The organism is Bacillus sp. OV166 (assembly GCF_900177675.1).
Classification (GTDB): Bacteria; Bacillota; Bacilli; order Bacillales; family Cytobacillaceae; genus Neobacillus.
Window position 1 is genome coordinate 886842 of sequence record NZ_FXWM01000001.1, and the last position, 17231, is coordinate 904072.

18 protein-coding genes and 4 pseudogenes are annotated in these 17231 nt (G+C 35.9%); 12 read left to right on the top strand and 10 right to left on the bottom strand.

What is annotated here, in order from left to right; all coding sequences use genetic code 11:
• Positions 1-148: 148 nt before the first annotated feature.
• Positions 149-690: pseudogene (locus CCK98_RS04135) on the bottom strand (IS4 family transposase); the annotation flags it as partial.
• Between CCK98_RS04135 and CCK98_RS36950 the strand changes: the two are divergent.
• The gene (locus CCK98_RS36950) at positions 656-868 is read left to right on the top strand and encodes a zinc ribbon domain-containing protein (protein WP_179195706.1); all 213 of its coding nucleotides are present in this window, start codon (positions 656-658) and stop codon (positions 866-868) included. The pseudogene CCK98_RS04135 and the gene CCK98_RS36950 overlap by 35 nt on opposite strands.
• Before the next feature lie 21 nt (positions 869-889).
• Entirely contained in the window at positions 890-1735 is an 846-nt protein-coding gene (locus tag CCK98_RS04140) for an AEC family transporter (RefSeq protein WP_256942253.1), read from the top strand.
• Between the two features lie 183 nt (positions 1736-1918).
• Here CCK98_RS04140 and CCK98_RS04145 read toward each other — a convergent pair whose 3' ends face one another.
• The 4 genes and pseudogenes from CCK98_RS04145 to CCK98_RS04160 form a co-directional block, all read right to left on the bottom strand.
• Positions 1919-2743: an ABC transporter permease gene (locus CCK98_RS04145; protein ID WP_088085411.1), complete on the bottom strand. Its 825-nt coding sequence runs from the start codon at positions 2741-2743 to the stop codon at positions 1919-1921.
• A gap of 14 nt (positions 2744-2757) precedes the next feature.
• Positions 2758-3531, bottom strand: a complete 774-nt coding sequence (locus CCK98_RS04150; RefSeq protein ID WP_088085412.1) for an ABC transporter ATP-binding protein — start codon at positions 3529-3531, stop codon at positions 2758-2760.
• A gap of 19 nt (positions 3532-3550) precedes the next feature.
• A complete protein-coding gene (locus CCK98_RS04155) occupies positions 3551-4333 on the bottom strand; it encodes an ABC transporter substrate-binding protein (protein WP_088085413.1) in 783 nt (260 codons plus the stop codon).
• A 31-nt stretch (positions 4334-4364) separates the two neighbouring features.
• Positions 4365-4601: pseudogene (locus tag CCK98_RS04160) on the bottom strand (thioredoxin); the annotation flags it as partial.
• A 264-nt stretch (positions 4602-4865) separates the two neighbouring features.
• Here CCK98_RS04160 and CCK98_RS04165 point away from each other — a divergent pair.
• The gene (locus CCK98_RS04165) at positions 4866-5123 is read left to right on the top strand and encodes a hypothetical protein (RefSeq protein WP_088085414.1); all 258 of its coding nucleotides are present in this window, start codon (positions 4866-4868) and stop codon (positions 5121-5123) included.
• Positions 5124-5294: 171 nt separating this feature from the next.
• Here CCK98_RS04165 and CCK98_RS04170 read toward each other — a convergent pair whose 3' ends face one another.
• Together CCK98_RS04170 and CCK98_RS04175 are read right to left on the bottom strand one after the other, a co-directional pair.
• Positions 5295-5762, bottom strand: coding sequence for a phage tail protein (locus CCK98_RS04170; RefSeq protein WP_088085415.1), 468 nt, complete (start codon positions 5760-5762; stop codon positions 5295-5297).
• 72 nt (positions 5763-5834) lie between these two features.
• Positions 5835-6032, bottom strand: a pseudogene (locus CCK98_RS04175) (IS1595 family transposase); the annotation flags it as partial.
• A gap of 198 nt (positions 6033-6230) precedes the next feature.
• Here CCK98_RS04175 and hprK point away from each other — a divergent pair.
• The 3 genes from hprK to CCK98_RS04190 all read left to right on the top strand — a co-directional run bounded on the left by hprK (position 6231) and on the right by CCK98_RS04190 (position 9684).
• Entirely contained in the window at positions 6231-7166 is a 936-nt protein-coding gene (hprK, locus tag CCK98_RS04180; protein WP_088085417.1) for an HPr(Ser) kinase/phosphatase, read from the top strand.
• A gap of 203 nt (positions 7167-7369) precedes the next feature.
• On the top strand, positions 7370-8578 hold the full coding sequence (locus tag CCK98_RS04185) for a HAMP domain-containing sensor histidine kinase (protein ID WP_088085418.1): 1209 nt from the start codon (positions 7370-7372) through the stop codon (positions 8576-8578).
• 302 nt (positions 8579-8880) lie between these two features.
• The gene (locus CCK98_RS04190) at positions 8881-9684 is read left to right on the top strand and encodes a DnaD domain protein (protein WP_256942254.1); all 804 of its coding nucleotides are present in this window, start codon (positions 8881-8883) and stop codon (positions 9682-9684) included.
• A gap of 87 nt (positions 9685-9771) precedes the next feature.
• Here the strand turns inward: CCK98_RS04190 and psiE are convergent, their stop codons facing one another.
• On the bottom strand, positions 9772-10224 hold the full coding sequence (gene psiE / locus CCK98_RS04195; RefSeq protein ID WP_088085420.1) for a phosphate-starvation-inducible protein PsiE: 453 nt from the start codon (positions 10222-10224) through the stop codon (positions 9772-9774).
• Positions 10225-10858: 634 nt separating this feature from the next.
• Between psiE and CCK98_RS04200 the strand changes: the two genes are divergently transcribed.
• Together CCK98_RS04200 and CCK98_RS36955 are read left to right on the top strand one after the other, a co-directional pair.
• A complete protein-coding gene (locus tag CCK98_RS04200; protein ID WP_306298916.1) occupies positions 10859-11527 on the top strand; it encodes a TerC family protein in 669 nt (222 codons plus the stop codon).
• Positions 11528-11559: 32 nt separating this feature from the next.
• Positions 11560-11702: pseudogene (locus CCK98_RS36955) on the top strand (FtsW/RodA/SpoVE family cell cycle protein); the annotation flags it as partial.
• Positions 11703-11853: 151 nt separating this feature from the next.
• On the opposite strand, the gene CCK98_RS36960 reads toward CCK98_RS36955, so the two are convergent.
• Both CCK98_RS36960 and CCK98_RS04210 read right to left on the bottom strand, forming a co-directional pair.
• The gene (locus CCK98_RS36960; protein ID WP_373408479.1) at positions 11854-12444 is read right to left on the bottom strand and encodes a CBO0543 family protein; all 591 of its coding nucleotides are present in this window, start codon (positions 12442-12444) and stop codon (positions 11854-11856) included.
• A 427-nt stretch (positions 12445-12871) separates the two neighbouring features.
• Positions 12872-13963, bottom strand: coding sequence for a low temperature requirement protein A (locus CCK98_RS04210; protein ID WP_088085423.1), 1092 nt, complete (start codon positions 13961-13963; stop codon positions 12872-12874).
• A gap of 73 nt (positions 13964-14036) precedes the next feature.
• On the opposite strand from CCK98_RS04210, the gene CCK98_RS04215 reads away from it, so the two are divergent.
• From CCK98_RS04215 to CCK98_RS04230, 4 genes are all read left to right on the top strand, one after another.
• Positions 14037-14597: an NADPH-dependent FMN reductase gene (locus tag CCK98_RS04215; RefSeq protein WP_088085424.1), complete on the top strand. Its 561-nt coding sequence runs from the start codon at positions 14037-14039 to the stop codon at positions 14595-14597.
• Between the two features lie 204 nt (positions 14598-14801).
• Positions 14802-15446: an isochorismate family cysteine hydrolase YcaC gene (ycaC, locus tag CCK98_RS04220; protein WP_088085425.1), complete on the top strand. Its 645-nt coding sequence runs from the start codon at positions 14802-14804 to the stop codon at positions 15444-15446.
• Between the two features lie 415 nt (positions 15447-15861).
• Positions 15862-16239 (top strand): Gp49 family protein, encoded by a 378-nt coding sequence (locus CCK98_RS04225; protein ID WP_088085426.1) that lies wholly within the window; start codon positions 15862-15864, stop codon positions 16237-16239.
• Positions 16240-16404: 165 nt separating this feature from the next.
• A complete protein-coding gene (locus tag CCK98_RS04230; RefSeq protein ID WP_088085427.1) occupies positions 16405-16962 on the top strand; it encodes a DUF4240 domain-containing protein in 558 nt (185 codons plus the stop codon).
• Positions 16963-17231 lie beyond the last annotated feature (269 nt).

Genomic DNA, 17231 nt, shown 5'->3' on the forward strand with positions numbered 1-17231 from the left:
TTAAAGATTTTGGAGCATCTTTTCTAGCTTGTCCAACGTGTGAAGATAGAAAAGCTATGAGCTAACCCAATTTATTTTTTGTTCAATATATGTATGACTGATTATTAGAATTTTAAATAAAAGAAATAAGGCGCTGTATATTACTTACTCAAACTTCGCAGAGTGAAATTGACAAATATGCCTTGATATAGTTAGGAAGGCTGATGATCCACTGCTGAAGTTGACTTTTAATTAGTTTTTGTATTTTCTTGTTTGTCTTTTTTAGGGTGTCTTCAAGAAGCTCGATTAATTGTTGTAAAGCTACAGCCCAATCAAGTTCATTCACTTCATCGCAAAGTTCATAAAAAAGACCACCTAGTGTACGTTGGTCCGAGTTGCAGCGGTTCTGCCAGGACAAAACAATGTATCTAGAAAACACAATAGTTGTATGACTAATAAGTAAATCATATGATATGCCTTGGAACTCTTTTTGTAGGCGTAATAGGGATTTGGTTGTCTTAAAGAAGACCTCAATATCCCAACGCATTCCGTAGATTCGATCAATTTCTTGTTCAGAAAGCGTACAATCCGTGCTGAGAATCGCAAGCCATTGACTTTTCTTATTACGATTTTGAACAAACACAACCTTCACATCAATACCCCATTGGCCAACGTTGTGTGGATAGAGCGTAATATTCGAAACTTCGACTGTCATTGTGGCGCGGAAGGACATCGGGATGTAGTAGGTGCCATGAATATTTTGGACAAGTCTGTCAATAATCAGCTAACGAAAAATCGGGAACTACCTAAAATAGAAGATACAAAGTATCGCCGAGTCCTTTTAGCCCCCATTGTCTCGCACAATGAGGCTAAAAGGGCAGTGGCGTAGTGCCTATGATTGGGCTGCGGTATGTGGTTTTTACTACATGTCGTAATGAACTGGAGAAGTAGTAAGACCCGGAAGCCCCGGCCGAAAGGAGACTTTGATGAAGGTTTAAAAAAGAATCACCTGGATTTATCCATGGGGCGAAGTCAAGGAATCATAGCAGCAAGTCTAGGTTTCTTCGTTTTTAAAAATGAGGAAAGAGAACTGAAAGGCTCTTTTCTGATGCTTTCTTCCGGATTTAATGTTGGCTTATTTGCATTTCCTTTAGTTTATGCAATATGGGGTATGAATGGATTAACCTATTTTAGTATGTTTGATGTTGGAACATCATTTGTCGTTTTTGGAATTTCCTATATTTTAGGAAGTTATTTTTCAGCAGAAGGACTCTGGCTTAAACCATTAGAAATTCTAAAAAAACTTGCCAAGTCTATTCCGTTAATGACGTATCTTTTGGCTAGTCTTTTGAATTTTAGCCACCTCCATTTACCTGATACGATCATTCATGTTGCAAGTTCAATCTCTGGTGCCAATATGCCGTTATCATTATTATTATTATTATTATTATTAGGTCTCTATTTGAATTTTAAATTTGACAAACAATTGATTAAACCTATGCTGAAATATTTAACCTTCCGATATGGTTTAGGTCTACTTTTTGGATTTGGTTTATACTTTATCCTTCCGTACAATCAGATGTATCGATTTACAATCTTGATCGGTTTGTTACTACCTGTTGCAGCATCCGCCTTAACATTTGCCGTTGAATTTAAATACAGCACCAGCAGCACCCGTTTAATCGCTACTATATCAAATATTACGATTTTAATTAGTATTGTCATTTTATATATTTTTGCAAACTTTATTTTATAAAGCGTTAAATTAAAAACAAACTCCATAGGCTCTTGTTGCTATTTTTGTTCCGCTCTTTCTCATTATCAAATGATGCTAAAAATGAAGAATGTTATTCAAGTTAAAATGGATGGGTTTAAATTCTATTTAAATAAAAGGAAACTACCAAATAAAGTAGTTTCCCTTTTTAATAGTGAAAGATTATTATTTTTTAACCACGTTATATCGTTTTAACACGATTTTCCCAAATTGAGTCAGGATACGATCCATTAAAAATCCCATTAATCCAAGTGTGACGAGACCAACAAAAATCCAATCTGTTTTAAAGTACAATCTTGAATTCCAAATCATGTAGCCAATCCCTTCATTCGCTGCAACCATTTCAGCCCCGACAATTGCCATAAAGGAGGACCCCATAGCCAGTTTAGCTCCCGTAAATATAAAAGGAAGGGAAGCTGGGATGATGACATGGAACATAATTTGTACTTCTGACGCTCCCATGCTTCTAGCAGAACGTATTTTATCTTCTTCGACAAAAAGGACACCAGTAATGGTATTGATAATGACGATAAAGAAGGTTGCATACATAATTAAAAAGATTTTGGACTGCTCGCCTATTCCGAACCAAAGCATGAATAACGTAATAAACGCAAGGGGAGGAATGAAACGAATAAAATTAATAATCGGATCCAGCACCACTCTCAAAGTTGAAAAGCGACCTATCAATAAACCAATCGGGATGGCAACCAAATTCCCCAGCGTCCAACCAATAATCACTCTCACAAAGCTGGCCCCCATGTATTTAAATAAGGAGCCATCCTTGCTAAGGTCAATCGCTCCTTGCCATACAACTAATGGGCTGGGCAAAAACTGGGGGTCAGAAAAAGCCGCGGCAATGCTCCATATCGAAAGAACTAATATCCAGCCGATGACCCCACTTTTAATAACCAATTTCACAAGGGGAAAATGTAATTTAATTTTTGGCAATGAAGCCTGATTTCTTTTTAATTCATTTTTTTGTACATACATACCTGTTCCCCCTTTTAATCAAAATGTGATTGTATCTTTTGATAAATAAGATGGAATTCTTTGTCTGTAAAATCTCTTGGATAGGCTAACGGAACTTCATAGATAGTAGAGATATTGGATGATGGACCCACAGACATCACACCTACTTTTTGACCAAGTAAAAGTGCTTCTTGAATATCATGGGTGACAAAGATAATCGTTTTATTCATTTCTTTCCATATTCTCACCAATTCTTGCTGCATCGTTCGGCGGGTCATGGCATCCAAGGCGCCAAAGGGTTCATCCATTAATAAAATGTCAGGGTCATTTGCTAAGACCCGTGCTAATTGCACACGCTGCTTCATTCCTCCTGAAAGTTCCTTTGGAAATTTCCCTTCGTGCCCCTTTAAACCAACAAGTTCAATATAATAGGAGGACTTTTCCTCACGAACTATTTTGGGGATATTTTGCATTTTTAAACCGAATTCAACGTTTTCCTTAACTGTTAACCACGGAAATAGAGCAGAATCAGCTTGTTGGAAGACAACGCCTCGATTTCTACCAGGCTTATTTACTTTTTCGTTATCTACTAAGACTTCGCCCGCCGTATTTTTGATAAAGCCGGCAATGATGCTAAGAAGAGTGGACTTCCCACAACCGCTGGGCCCAAGCAGGATAAAAAATTCACCGTCTTGAATTGTTAAATCGACATCTTCTAGAACAAAAGTAGAATTCCCATTAAATGATTGGGATAAGCTAGAAATCGAAATCAGTGAGGATTTTTCGAGTTCTTTAAGGCTTGAGTTCATAAAAGTTCCCTCCCTTGGATTAATAAGTAACAGACTCAGGTAATGCCTTTTTAAGTGGATCTAAACTTAATTTCTCATCTAGATTGAATGAATTACTTAATATCCCTTTTTCCTCCATCCATTTTTTCATTTCCTCGAGATGGTTCGCATCTTCCTTCGTAAAGCCTAGGACATAATTATTTCTTTCAAGATCTTTTAAAACGCCATCCTCTGGCAGTTTCAATTGTTCAAATGCCAGCTTTGCGGTTTCCTCTCTATTATTTTGGACATAGTGTATCCCTTCATTAAGAGCTTTTAAAGTATTTTCTACCACTTTAGGGTTATCTTCAACCAATGATTTTTTTGCAAGAAGATAGCTGTCAATGGTTACTCCGGCCCCAAGTAAATCATCAATTTGATGGACGCCATCGATACCTTTAAATTTTTCTAAAAGGGCACCACCCACCCATACAGCGTCGATATCTCCTTTTTTCACACCTACAATGGCCTCATCTGGTGTGCTGTAAGGAACATAGATGATATCTTTTTCACTTATACCATTGACTTTAAGATACTGCGCCCAAACGTATTCATTGACGGTTCCTTTATTAACTCCTAATTTTTTCCCTTTTAAATCAGCTGCTTTCTTAATGCTGCCTTGAGCTAGAAGCTGATTGGCCTTTGAAGTTTTTTCATTTCCTCTAGTAAGGGTAGCAACTATCACCAAGTTCCCCTTTGCCAAAGAATTAATGGCAACGTAATCGGCTGCAATCCCAGTATCGGCTTGTTCTGTTAAAACTGCATTAATAGTATCTACACCCATTGCAAAATTCGCTAGTTTAGCGTCAACATCATGGTCTTTGAAATCCAGCCTCAGTCGGGGTATATTGCCATTCAATTTCAAGCGTGACCGGATTTATTTCTAAGATTCTCGAGTGATCACGAACAGCGTTTTTCGAACCATAAGGAGATGCAGGGTTCGGAAGACCATAACCACCCCAGCCGCCATTATCAAATACGAGGAGATTACCTTCTCCCGGCAAGCCTCTCGGAATAATATGAGCATGGTGCTGTCCGATAATCCATTTTAAAAAAGAATCCCCTGGATTTATCCATGGGGCGAAGTCAATTCGAAAAACCTACAGATGTCAAGATTCACATAGGTAGTGCTGCATTTTCTGTCATCAAGCAGGCGAAGTTTGCGATTGATAGTTCAAAATCATTGCCACAGTCTTTCGAGTATTTAGGGAATCAAATAATGATAAAGCAAATGGAAGTCGGTAATCCGACGAAAATTGTCATGACGGAAGAGCTGGACCCGAAGAGGGCCTACGAAATGCTCGATTATCGTTTTTATGAAAAAAGACGGTTACGGATCAAGCGGGGCGAATGTCGATGGATATTACATCGATAAAAAGGGTGATAAATACAAACTAAATGAAAATTTTTATCGTGTAAATGAGCTTGATCATCCACGATTCTTCTCTACTGAGCATCATATCGAGTTGTCACGTGAGAATAAACAAGAGCAGTATGTACCAGTTGGGATAGAAATAGAAGGCTATACCGTCACTTCATTTTACGATAAAGTGGTTAAAATTTCATTGGAATAAGAGAAAAGGTGCCTGACACCCGCTGCATGAACACATTAACGCATTGGGGGTCAGGCACTTGTTTTCTTAGTCAATATTGTTTCTTCATCCACGCATCCATATATGCCTGATTCCTGCTTAGATGACACAGACAGCAATGGCTGGATTCCTCCACTTGCGCTTTTGCTTACTTTAATATTCTCCTTTAATTACAAAAAACGAGCCCCGAATTGTTCCAGCTAGTTTAGATTTCTGCCTAGCAAACTTAAACTTCCCTTCTAACTCCTTTGGTACCTCCATCCCCTCAGAAAGCTTAAAACCAACGGCCCGCTTCGGCTTAGGGCCATCAACCGTATACATGACGTTGACCTCAAGACCATCCTCATAAAAGACGTAGGCCATTTTGATATTTTCCACTTGAAAACGCGACGTTTCTAAAGGTTTGGCAGCAAACTCAATATCACGATCTTCTTTCAAAATTCGGTTCACATAATCAAGGGTCTCCTGACTTTCGCTAGCTGGTACAACCGTAAATTCATGCTTGTATTTGTTCATAAAGTAACGGGCTTCATTAGCACGTAAACCAGCAAGCGCTTCTACTACAGGTGAAGACTCTAAACCAACTGTAGACACATTTTTAAAATCAACGATATAGGACATTTCCAACCTTCCTTTTCTCTCTTTATTTCCGAACAACAGGAATCCACATTTCACTAAAAACTAAGCCATTCTTCAAGTTGTTTCTTTTGACGATACAAATTTTGACTGGCGGATTTGTTGGTTTGCTAATTGGTGTTCACGTAGACTAGTATTAACAAACACCTCTTTAATATTCGACGTTGTTGCGTCAAAGCCCTTCATTTCGAGGAGTTGAAACCATACTAAATAATTATCAAGATATTTTGTTGCAACACCTTTAAATCGGTCAATCAAACCTCATTACTTAATAAGCTTAGAGTTATGGTTATAGTATTCTCACATGAATCATAGCATTTTCCTTAACCTATTCAGGATAAGAGATTCTTACTGCTTCATCCCATAATGGAATCATTTCGTAAATGGATGACGGCTCCACTTTTCTTAAGTATAATTTAACTATAGATAGGCTATTAGGACGGTGAGTATAAGGTGAAAAAAATAACAGTCGAAAACTTAGTTCGGAAGTTTTCATTGAAAGTAGTAGCTGGGGAAAATCAACTGCAGAAAATGATTACGCAATCACGTGTGCATCGCCCTGGCTTGGAATTTGTTGGCCATTTTGATTTTTTTCCGATGGAACGAGTTCAAATTCTAGGAAAAAAGGAAATTACCTATTTACATAAGTTAAGTAAAGAGGAACGTAAAATACGAATCGGAAATATCGTTCACTATCACCCGCCATGTTTTATTGTTACGGCTGGTGACGAAGGACTTACCTATTTAACTCACCATTGTGTTGAACAGGGTATCCCCTTGTTACTAACAAACAAGCCTGAGACAACTTCAGAGTTTATAACCAAATTGGATACCTATTTGGTGAAGGAATTAGCACCAGAAATGACGGTTCATGGAGTTTGTATGAATGTATCTGGCATTGGGATCTTACTTCGCGGTAATTCAGGGGTAGGGAAAAGCGAAACAGCTCATACGTTAATTCGTCGAGGGCACCGTCTGGTTGCTGATGATATTGTTGTACTGAAAAAGCTTGGCCCGCAAACCATTCTCGGTACACATGATGAAAAAACCAAGGAATTTTTGGCGCTTCGTAGTATTGGGTTGTTGAATGTGGTTCGCTTATACGGTCGCAAAGCTTTCCAAGATGAATCACGAATTGTGCTTGATATTAATTTAACGAAATGGCAAAAAGATGACTTGAATAATGAACTGGACCAGGAACTTCAATTTATAGAATATATGGGTGTTAAGATTCCATCTATCGAAATTCAACTCCAGCCCGGACGTGATGTGGCGGGGTTAATTGAAGCTGCAGCTAATAATTGGTATTTAAGGCAGCAAGGATACAGCGCAGCAGAAGAGTTCATGAGCAGGATTGAGGCCGATATTTCGAATTCTAATATGGAATAACTATTGAAGAAGAACGCCACGGTGACGGTTCTCATGGTTTTAATGAGGTTAGTGCCGACCGCAAGAACCGTCCAACCGTCCCCATGGTCTCTACCATGGTCTTTTTTATTTATAAATAATAATATGATAATATAAAAATAGGTACATTAGCACCATATTATTGTTTTTTAAAGTAGTATTGAAATCAAATAAAAGGAGTAGGTATGAAGGAATTTTATACTCATATAAATAAAAAAATATATTATTTTACGGTATTAATCGTAATAGCCATTATGATAATGGGTTTGTTAATGGGTAATCCACGTTTTGGTAAGTTTGATTATGGTTATTTTCTCCATGTTGGACTTATTGTCATCCTATCTGCCTGTTTATTGCTCTATCCTAAGTATATCACTCATGTTTTTAGACTAATTGTCATAACAGTAGCGTCCGTTTACTTTTATGCGCTGTTCTTTTTATATCCCGATACTTGGTCCACCTTTATTTTTCTATGTTTTATTCCAGCAATAGCGATTCTGTTTTTTGATTCAAAGCTCTTTTATTTTTCTTTACTATTAAACAGTGTGTTCATCATGTTTACATTTAGTTATATTATGCTTATTGATCAAGGATATCCCTATATCAAGCAGGATTTAATAGGAAATGTAATCAACTTTATCGGGAGTCAAGTGATTATCTATTTTATTTTTTATTTATCGCAAGGAAGAATAAAGAAACAGCAATTATACTATGAACAAATTCAGCATTCAGAGCGTTTGAAGACAACTGGACAGCTAGCAGCTGCTGTTGCACATGAAATTAGAAATCCTTTGACCGTTGTAAAAGGTTTTTTACAGTTATACCAAAAAGACGCTGGATTTAGTGATGATATAAAAGGAAATTTTACTTTGATGATTGATGAATTAAATATTGCTGAACAGGTAATTACTCAATTTTTATCTATAGCGAAGCCAAATAAGGAAACAGAAGTAGAAACAGTCAATTTGAAGATTGTTCTTAAGAGTGTAACCGATCTACTTCATTCGTATGGGCTTTTACATGATAATAAGATTGAATTAATTAGGGTTGAAGATTGCTATATCGCTGCTAACAACATAGAATTTAAACAATTATTAATAAATATTATAAAAAATGCCATTGAGGCTTCAAAATTTGGTGATTCTGTTTTTGTATCAGCTAGTAGGGAGAAAGATTTCGTCGAGATTAAGGTAGTTGATTATGGACAGGGGATGTCAGTAGCAGAAGTTAAGTCCCTTGGTACTCCTTTTTATTCTTTAAAAAGTAAAGGGACCGGATTAGGTATGATGGTTTGCTATAATATTGCAGCAAAATATAAAGGAACCATTAACTTCCAAAGTACTAAAGGTGAAGGAACTACCGTTACTATTCGCTTTCCATCAAAAAATTCCTGAATCCAGAGGGGAGGTTAATATGGTTTTATAATGAGGTTAGTACCAACCACAAGAACCGTCACCATGGTCCCAGTTCTTTTTATATAATCTAAGAAAGATAAACGCCTTCACACAAAAATAAGCTGAAAATACCTTAAATTGCAAAAAACGCCTTCAACAGTCATTTTTGAAGGCGTTTTTTTGATGTTTTTTACCTCTATCTTCTTACCAATCCACATACAACTCAAATTGGCATCTATAAAATTACCAAAAAGCAAATGGCTTTTGATTTGGGCTATTCGATTGAGAGTGTTCATTCGTTAATGGAACGATTCATAGAGCATCACAAGCTGATTCGTTATAATCCTGAAACGAGAGAATTGGCGATTAAATACTGGGGGAAGTATAACCTGCATAAGGGCGGGAAACCGGTGATGGATTGTATATATTCCGAGTTAAAGGATGTCGAGGATCTATCGCTGATTCAATATGTTTTGGACGGCATTCAAAAACAGGAAATTCGCAGCTTATTTGAATCCTTTTGTGGAAAAGAAGAGATGTTTAACTGCAATGATGTTAGTGAAGAAAATGAAAATGATACATATATCGATACTGAATGTGAAGAGTTAGACGATACGTTCATGCATAGATACACGATACGGGGACAAAAAGAAAAAGAAAATAATAATAAAAAAGAAAATAAAAAACAACAACAAGAAGCTTTTAATCCAAAAATAGAGAAAAATCCAGACACAGAAAATAATCAAAAAGTAGTAGATGTAAAAGAAATTATTGAGTTTTGGGACGTCAATGGATTTGGTTTTTCGAACATGAATGGGAAGGAACAGCTGTTAACTTGGTTAGATGATTCTAGCTTTTTACAGCCGAAAGATGTGATTTTAAAAGCGATGAATATTGCGTGTGCCAATAACAAGCGAAAGCTGAGCTATGTGGTTGGGATTCTGAAAAACTGGAAAAATGAATCTTTACTAACCGTAAAAGAAATTGATTCCTATCATGAGAACCAAAAATCCGTACCCAAGCATAGGCCATCAGCCGAATCGTTTCCTGCCGGAAGAGCTATTCCGAGTGGATATGTACTTGACCTTACGGCAGGTGAAGAGTGATGCTAATAGCTGGAATGGACCATGGGGACGGTTCCTGTGGTCAGCACTAACGCATTAAAAACCATGAGATCCGTCACTGTGGAGGCCTCAACCTTGATTTTTTTTAAAGAACCATTTACTATCAGGTCTTTCACGAGGAGTTAAATTTATAATGAAATACCCAATAATCAGGATTAAGATGACCAGTGAATAAAGCAATGTATTTACAGGCTGTTCGTGGTCAACAATAATTATTCGTACCATCGCCGTGATGCCTATATATATAAAATATCTAATAGGGAAATGGTATTCTTCTTTAAAGTATTTAACAATCATCGTAATAAACTCAAAATATAAAAAGAAGATTAGTATATTATCCAAAAAAAGTTTATAGTCGTCGCTGCCACTTTCTATCAAAATATGACTGAAAATGATTAATTCCTTAACTAGTAAAATCGAAAGAATAATCGCTAAAAAAATGAGGGAAATATTCAAAAATATTTGGAGAATCTTAGGGATAAGGTATAAAACATAAGTAAAATCCCTTGTTACCTTTAACATACAAACCATCCTCTCACTTTTTTAGGTTTTGTTTTAATAAAACTTGATTAGAGAATAATCTACGATGTAGTTATATACTATTTTTAATTTTATGAAAAATCAAGATATTATTATCGATCATTCCATAACTAGAATTTTCCCCAACTAATTAAAACGGTTTCAATTTTAAGGGCTATCGACAAAATTGACAGCCAAATGTTCTTCCCTTTATATACGATCTTTTCCGAAAGGGATAGCAGCCCGACTAGTTTTAAATTTGCCGTTTGGAATGAGGTAGCAATCGATTATCAGAATGAGAAACCTGCCAAAAAAGAGTTATGCCCCATAAAGGTACACCACTGATTCAACCTCCGGTGTTACAGTGCCAGAGTGAATGCTTTTATAAAAGGAACGGTCACTCTAACGGTGTTACAGTGCCCAGTTGAATGCTTTTTTTTTCAAGGCGTGACAGGCACTGAATCTGCGAATCACACCCTAATTCTAGAATGAAAACATCCGTCATCAAAAGTCTTTCGAACCTTATAAGCTTCACCGCTTCCGTCGCAATGCATGTCTTTCATCCATTTATACGTATAAGAAAAGGTCTTTTTTTTATATCAAATTAATATAATGACAAAGTTAACTTTTTCTAGAGGTGAATATTTTGGAGATTTTTGGTTTATCATTTGCGGTACTCTTGAAAATAATTTTAATCAATATTGTCTTAAGTGGAGATAACGCAGTCGTTATCGCAATGGCATCACGTAATGTTCCAAAGAAACAACAAAAGAAAGCGATCTTTTGGGGAACATTTGGAGCCATTATTTTACGTTTAATATTTGCAGTAGCAATTATTTACCTACTAGATGTACCTTTCGTAACTTTTATAGGTGGGCTTCTTCTAGTGTATATTGCCATTAAACTACTAATTGGCGATGATGAGGAAAATCTTAAAGAAGGAGGATCAAGCTTATTTTCCGCTGTGAAAACAATCATGATTGCGGATGCAGTAATGTCGCTTGATAATGTCCTAGCTATCGCTGGTGCAGTTGAAGGAAATATAGTTGGCATTATTATCGGAGTTATTGTTAGTATTCCTATCGTTGGTTTTGGAAGCCAGTTAATATTAAAAATAATGGAAAATTACCCTATTATCACTTATTTAGGTGCGGGAATCTTATCTTGGACTGCAGGTGAAATGATCGTCGGAGAACCAAAATTTGAACCTATTCTCACTCGCGGTCTACATTTATTGGTTCCGACGGCTATTACAGTTTTTGTTATTGGTTTTGGATATTTAATTTCTAAGAAAAAACTGCTATAGAAAAAATTCCAAGTAACCATGCGCCTTTACGAATGACACTAGGTATTTTCCCATTAATTTCGATATCTTTGCCATTTATCAGCTATGGATTAATGCCAACGCTGCTAAATGTATCTTAATTGGTATTGTCTTAAGTGTATATCGCCGAAAAGAGCTTACTGGAAAACAAATTTGAGCTCGAGATAGGTCATGATTTATAAAACAAATATAAAATCGGTGTGTTTTTCATATGAAATCACACTGCTTTTTAGCACGTTAATAGAATGATTATGCCAAATTCATTAATATAGGCTTTTTCAACTAACGGAAATCCTCACCTTTAATAATTATTTCATTTTTAAAACTGGTATTTGAAGATAAAAAATAAGGAACAACGTGCACGAAAAACAGAGAAGCCATGCAAATAATGGTTTTTTATTATGAAGTGTAATACCAAAGAATATAAAAAACCAAACAACCATTGACCACCAAAAATTCCATCCATTGTGATAAGACAAGAGTTTTAAAAATAAAAATATCGTCTCAATGAACGTAAATAAAATGGACCAAAAAGAAATATAGACTAGTTGTTTATAAAATGGTGCTTTGTATGGATACCGTGAGAGGTAAACTAATATTATTAGAGGTAAGTTTGTAAAAGCTATAAATAAATCAGCTATGGTATGATTTGGAACTAAAAAAGCTTTATGGAAGTACCATAAAGAGTGTTCATAAGTAATTATAGAGATAAAGAAGTCTACACTAATAGCAAAAATGATTGTAGGATAATATATCTTTAGGTTTTTCCAAATAGCAAATATCAAAGCTGATATTAGGAGCATTACTGAAAGTATCCAAGGAAAATATAACGTTAGCTTTGGTATCATTATGTTCCTCCTACAAAATCCGCGTACATATGATATTTTAATTTTGCCCATTTAAAAAGAAATTAGGTTAGTTTTTTAAGAAATTATTATTGAACTACGTCAAATGGACAAAATATCTACTAGAAAAAATGATTTGGATAGTTGATAAGAATTTATGGAGGAATAAAAAAGGATTGATTTAATAAGTCATTTTTAGGCAGCCATTAAAGGAGGATAAAAACAACTAAATAAATTAGGAGGAGTTGCCATAAACAATGGTTGGATTGAAAAACTACCACAAGCAAATTACCGAAAAGAATTACCTATTGATTAAAAATTTTGGATCGATATTGTTTAGGGAATAGTAAAGGGAGAGGGACTTCTATGTTTTAAATAGGAACTAAAAGGATAGCGTATTTTCCTTACATGGGGGACATGTATTCGAATTAGCTTGATAGGTATGCTTCAGGACCCCCATTATTAAATTTTCCGTATTTTATTAAGTGGTTGTAAATTTAGCATAGATGATAAAAAATAGAGTTAATTCTCCCATTATGACAATGTTTGGAACTACCATGATTAAATTAATAATAAAAAAGGCAGCTAAAATCCCTAAAAACAAACCTAAATGATAAATTTTTAGACGGTGTTGTTCATACCTGTATTGATGAAAAACTATGGTAGTTGAAATGAAATAGAGCAATACAGAACTAAATACAAAATATAAGATAAATGAATAATGGACCTCATATAAAAACATCAGTTTGATAGATGCTGCAATCATGCTCAAAGACATTAGAATAAACAGATGTCCGTAAATAATAGTTTGTCCTGCCCCATGAATCGACTTATCTACCTTCTTTTCTACATTATCAAAATATTGCCACCACATCGAAATAATAAGGATAAATGAAATAATCGAAAATGAGATCGAATTCCAATCACCCTTTTGGGGCTGTAGTACAAATAGGGTGCTGACGACCGATTCTCCAAAAAGGATTAATGTCAATAAAGCAAAACGTTCTAATAAATGAGCCGTATTGGTCAGGGCTTTTACCAAATACTTGCGTCCGAAAACAGGCACAATAACATCGACAATAATTCCTGCATATAACACAGCGTATCGAATCCATGAATCAAAAAAGATAGAGAGAAATGAGATGAGGACTCCAATCCCAAAACATGTTCCTAAAAACCGAGCAGCTGTTTTTCTATCCCCTTCTTCTAAATTCTGAACAACAAGATATTGAATTGCCGTTAGTGCCCTTACTCCAATATAGCCAATAAGAAAAGGGAAATAGTATTGATCAAAATCTTCCGATAAGCTGGATGTCATAACAAGGACAAATAACATTTGAAGAATTATAAAGATACGTTGATGCAAAAAATCTTGTCCAAAGCGATTAATAAACATTGTTTGTCCAGTCCAAGACCACCATATCGGGATAAACATTAGAGCAAATTTTAATAAATATTCTGGATAAATATAACCTTTTTCAACATGAAGTAAAACATGAGTAGTAGTTGCAACTGCTGCCACAAATAGCAAGTCATAAAAAAGTTCTAACCAAGTCACCTTTTTTTCTACCATCGCTGGTAATACCTCCTATAAATGATAAGATATGGTATTATTAAAGTTGATTTCAAACAAGGAGGGAATCTCTATGCCCAAAACCATTGGCCTTATTTGTGGAAGTTTACGAAAAAATTCTTATAACCGAATCGTTGCTCAATCATTGATAGATATGAGTGATGCCGCTCAATTTCGCTGGATCGAAATCAACGATCTTCCTTTGTTTAACGAAGATTTAGAAATTGGCGGTGATCCAGAAACAGTAACATCATTTAAGTCCGCTATTCAGGACGTTGACGGTATCATTATCGTAAGTCCAGAGTACAATTCTGGAATTCCGGGCGTGCTAAAAAATGCATTAGACTGGGCGTCAAGAACTCCGAAGTCCTCCGTTCTTAGTAGAAAACCGGTTGGCTTAATCGGAGCAACTCCTGGGGGATTAGGGACTGCCTTTGCTCAAATGCAAATCAGACAAATATTAGAAGCAATACAAGCCCAGGTTCTTCCATTTCAAAAAGTGCTGATTTCGCAAGTACATGAAAAGATTGACTCCGATCAGAAAGTGCTTACTGACGAAAAAACAAAACGATATCTTGAGCGTTATTTACAACAATTTATTCATTGGATTGATCAGACTTCTGTTTTAAATTAACCAAAGAAATCAAAACATCATCAAGTAATTTTTTATGATGATCTTGTATTATTAAAAAATGCTGTTGACACTTAATAGGTTTATAGATAACCATGACAACAATCAATTTACTATTAAACTAATTATAACAGACGGGGGAGTTTAAGGTGGATTTACCGATATATGGTACTTTCTAATATTCGTTAATATAAGGAGGATTATAAAATGTCTGATCTCTATTCTCGTCTTTCCAAAGAGGATGCTGCCGTTCTTCTAGTGGATCATCAAACCGGCCTTATTTCCGGCCTAGTCCGTGACTATGGTGTTGATGAATTCAAGAACAATGTTTTGGCTCTTGCTAACACCGCTAAGTTTTTTGATTTACCAGTGATTCTAACAACAAGCTTTGAAAACGGACCTAACGGACCACTAATGCAAGAATTGGTTGAACTCTTTCCTGATGCGCCAAAGATAGCTCGGCCTGGACAAATTAACGCATGGGACAATGAAGATTTTGTTAAAGCCATTGAAGAAACAGGTAAAAAACAACTAATTATAGCAGGAGTTGTTACTGATGTTTGTGTTGCGTTCCCGGCACTATCTGCTGTAAATGCTGGTTACGAAGTATTTGTTGTCACTGATGCTTCCGGAACGTTTAGCAAACAAGTAGCGAACGCGTCATTAATGCGTATGGCCCATGGTGGAGTACAGCTTATGAACTGGTTTAGCGTTGCGTGCGAATTACAACGCGATTGGCGAAACGATGTTGAAGGTTTTGGCGCTTTACTCTCTAGTCAACTTCCTGGTTATCAAAATTTAATTGGAAGCTATAGGGGAGCTCAGAGAGATCACGGCAAGCAGAACGACTAGATCAACAAAGGTCAACCTTGACATATAGTTAGCTATCCTCACCAACAAATGCGGATTTCATACGAAATTCGCGTTTTGCCATCAGGACCCCTTCTTTAACTAAACCAGCTAATAGTTTATCAACATTTTTCAAAAAAAGATTAATAACCTCGTGATATACTAAAATGTTTATGCCAAATAACCTTCCGTTAAACCCTAATTGGAGTGTTTTGTTGTATTTAGTTAGATATGGTTTTTAAACCAATATTGGAAAGTAGTTCTGCTTTTGTAAGGCTAAATCCAATGTAAGAAAAATTAAGTACCTTCAATATTAGAAGGTATTTTTTTTTCGGAAATGAAATATATAAAGTAACACAACCTTTGTTCTAAGATGTTTTCATCCTATTAACCAAATAATTTAAAGGAAGTGCGGTAAATGGTAAGTATGTTCATAGATAGTATTTGTCCAAAATGCGGAGAGATCAATCAAGTGGAACATAAAGGGGAAAAAATTCTTATCGTAACTTGTAAGAATCACCATATGTATGACCATATTGTCATCTCGTATTCTCGAACCCATTCGATTAAGGATGAAAAACGGATTAAATTAGAAGAAATGCTCGTAGAGAAAAAATTCCATCGTATGAGTGATAAATCAACGATATGTCTACTTATTTTTAATAATGGGTATGAAATTGAAGGACGTTCGACAGTTCGGGACGTCGCAGATTTTCGTACTGTAGTTGGTAAGGATAAGGCCTATGAACAAGCATTAAAGAAAGCGATGGTGGCCTTAGGGGCATACTTAGTATAATAGCAAATTATTAAAAAGGAGTAGAACTCTTAGAACAGCGATATTCCTCAACGGTATCGCAGTTTTTTTGATTGTAAATAAATTGTGATACTTGATAAAATAGGAATTAATAAGTATTTTTGGTAAAAGAAAAAACGGTTATTGAGTAACTGGAGGGGGCATAGAGTGTATAAAACGGAATACTGGAATTTAATAGAGCAGTCCAAGTCTTTCAAAGAAGACCAGGTTGAATGGTTAACAGAAGAACTTAGTAAGAAGTTGATAGATGAGATCGTGGATTTTGAGTTTATTTTCGAAAGTTACATGAAGGAAAGCTATCAATCTCACCTATGGGGGGCTGCCTATCTAATCATGGGTGGCTGCTCGGATGATTCTTTTGATTATTTTAGAGGATGGCTGATTTCACAAGGACAAGAGGTATACGAGAAAACACTGAAGGACCCCGAATTTTTGGCGAATTATATAACTGATGAAAATTTGGGAGATGAAGGTGTTCCGGAATACGAGGATTTTCTAAAAGTAGGTTTTAATGCCTACACACTGAAAAAGGGTGGCGACCCAGAAGTATGGGATGAAGATTTGTATGATGAGATGCTAGAGTTGCTGTCTCAAAAGGGATGGGTCGATCCTACTGAAATTGAATTTGATTGGGAAGACGAAGATGATCTAGAAGAGATGTTTCCAAATCTATGGGAACGATTTGGAGAAGATCCTCTAGGTTAAGTCGCTCTCTATTGGAGGGACTAGTAAGATTAAGTGGTAGATTTTGATTGGTAAATAGTGACTGCATTGTTTGTCATTGGTACATAAGGTCTAAAAAAACTAATCAAACGTTTGATTGGATCGCTGGAATCCTTGGTACGTATGGGCCGAATAAAATCAAAACCCAAGATTAAGCCTCAATAGGTTTAATTTTGGGTTATTTTTAGGACTCCACAATGGCGAACAGTGACAGTTCTTGTTCGCAAATTTAACACGTATTAAACTATTAT

Bases quoted from the DNA above. Each gene is read 5' to 3' on its own strand.
- CCK98_RS04140 (WP_256942253.1), top strand. From the start codon at position 890: ATGTGGTTTTTACTACATGTCGTAATGAACTGGAGAAGTAGTAAGACC.
- CCK98_RS04145 (WP_088085411.1), bottom strand. From the start codon at position 2,743: ATGTATGTACAAAAAAATGAATTAAAAAGAAATCAGGCTTCATTGCCA.
- CCK98_RS04150 (WP_088085412.1), bottom strand. From the start codon at position 3,531: ATGAACTCAAGCCTTAAAGAACTCGAAAAATCCTCACTGATTTCGATT.
- CCK98_RS04155 (WP_088085413.1), bottom strand. From the start codon at position 4,333: ATGGGTGTAGATACTATTAATGCAGTTTTAACAGAACAAGCCGATACT.
- CCK98_RS04165 (WP_088085414.1), top strand. From the start codon at position 4,866: ATGAAAAAAGACGGTTACGGATCAAGCGGGGCGAATGTCGATGGATAT.
- CCK98_RS04170 (WP_088085415.1), bottom strand. From the start codon at position 5,762: ATGTCCTATATCGTTGATTTTAAAAATGTGTCTACAGTTGGTTTAGAG.
- CCK98_RS04185 (WP_088085418.1), top strand. From the start codon at position 7,370: ATGAAGGAATTTTATACTCATATAAATAAAAAAATATATTATTTTACG.
- CCK98_RS04190 (WP_256942254.1), top strand. From the start codon at position 8,881: ATGGAACGATTCATAGAGCATCACAAGCTGATTCGTTATAATCCTGAA.
- psiE (WP_088085420.1), bottom strand. From the start codon at position 10,224: ATGTTAAAGGTAACAAGGGATTTTACTTATGTTTTATACCTTATCCCT.
- CCK98_RS36960 (WP_373408479.1), bottom strand. From the start codon at position 12,444: ATGGGCAAAATTAAAATATCATATGTACGCGGATTTTGTAGGAGGAAC.
- CCK98_RS04210 (WP_088085423.1), bottom strand. From the start codon at position 13,963: ATGGTAGAAAAAAAGGTGACTTGGTTAGAACTTTTTTATGACTTGCTA.
- CCK98_RS04215 (WP_088085424.1), top strand. From the start codon at position 14,037: ATGCCCAAAACCATTGGCCTTATTTGTGGAAGTTTACGAAAAAATTCT.
- ycaC (WP_088085425.1), top strand. From the start codon at position 14,802: ATGTCTGATCTCTATTCTCGTCTTTCCAAAGAGGATGCTGCCGTTCTT.
- CCK98_RS04225 (WP_088085426.1), top strand. From the start codon at position 15,862: ATGGTAAGTATGTTCATAGATAGTATTTGTCCAAAATGCGGAGAGATC.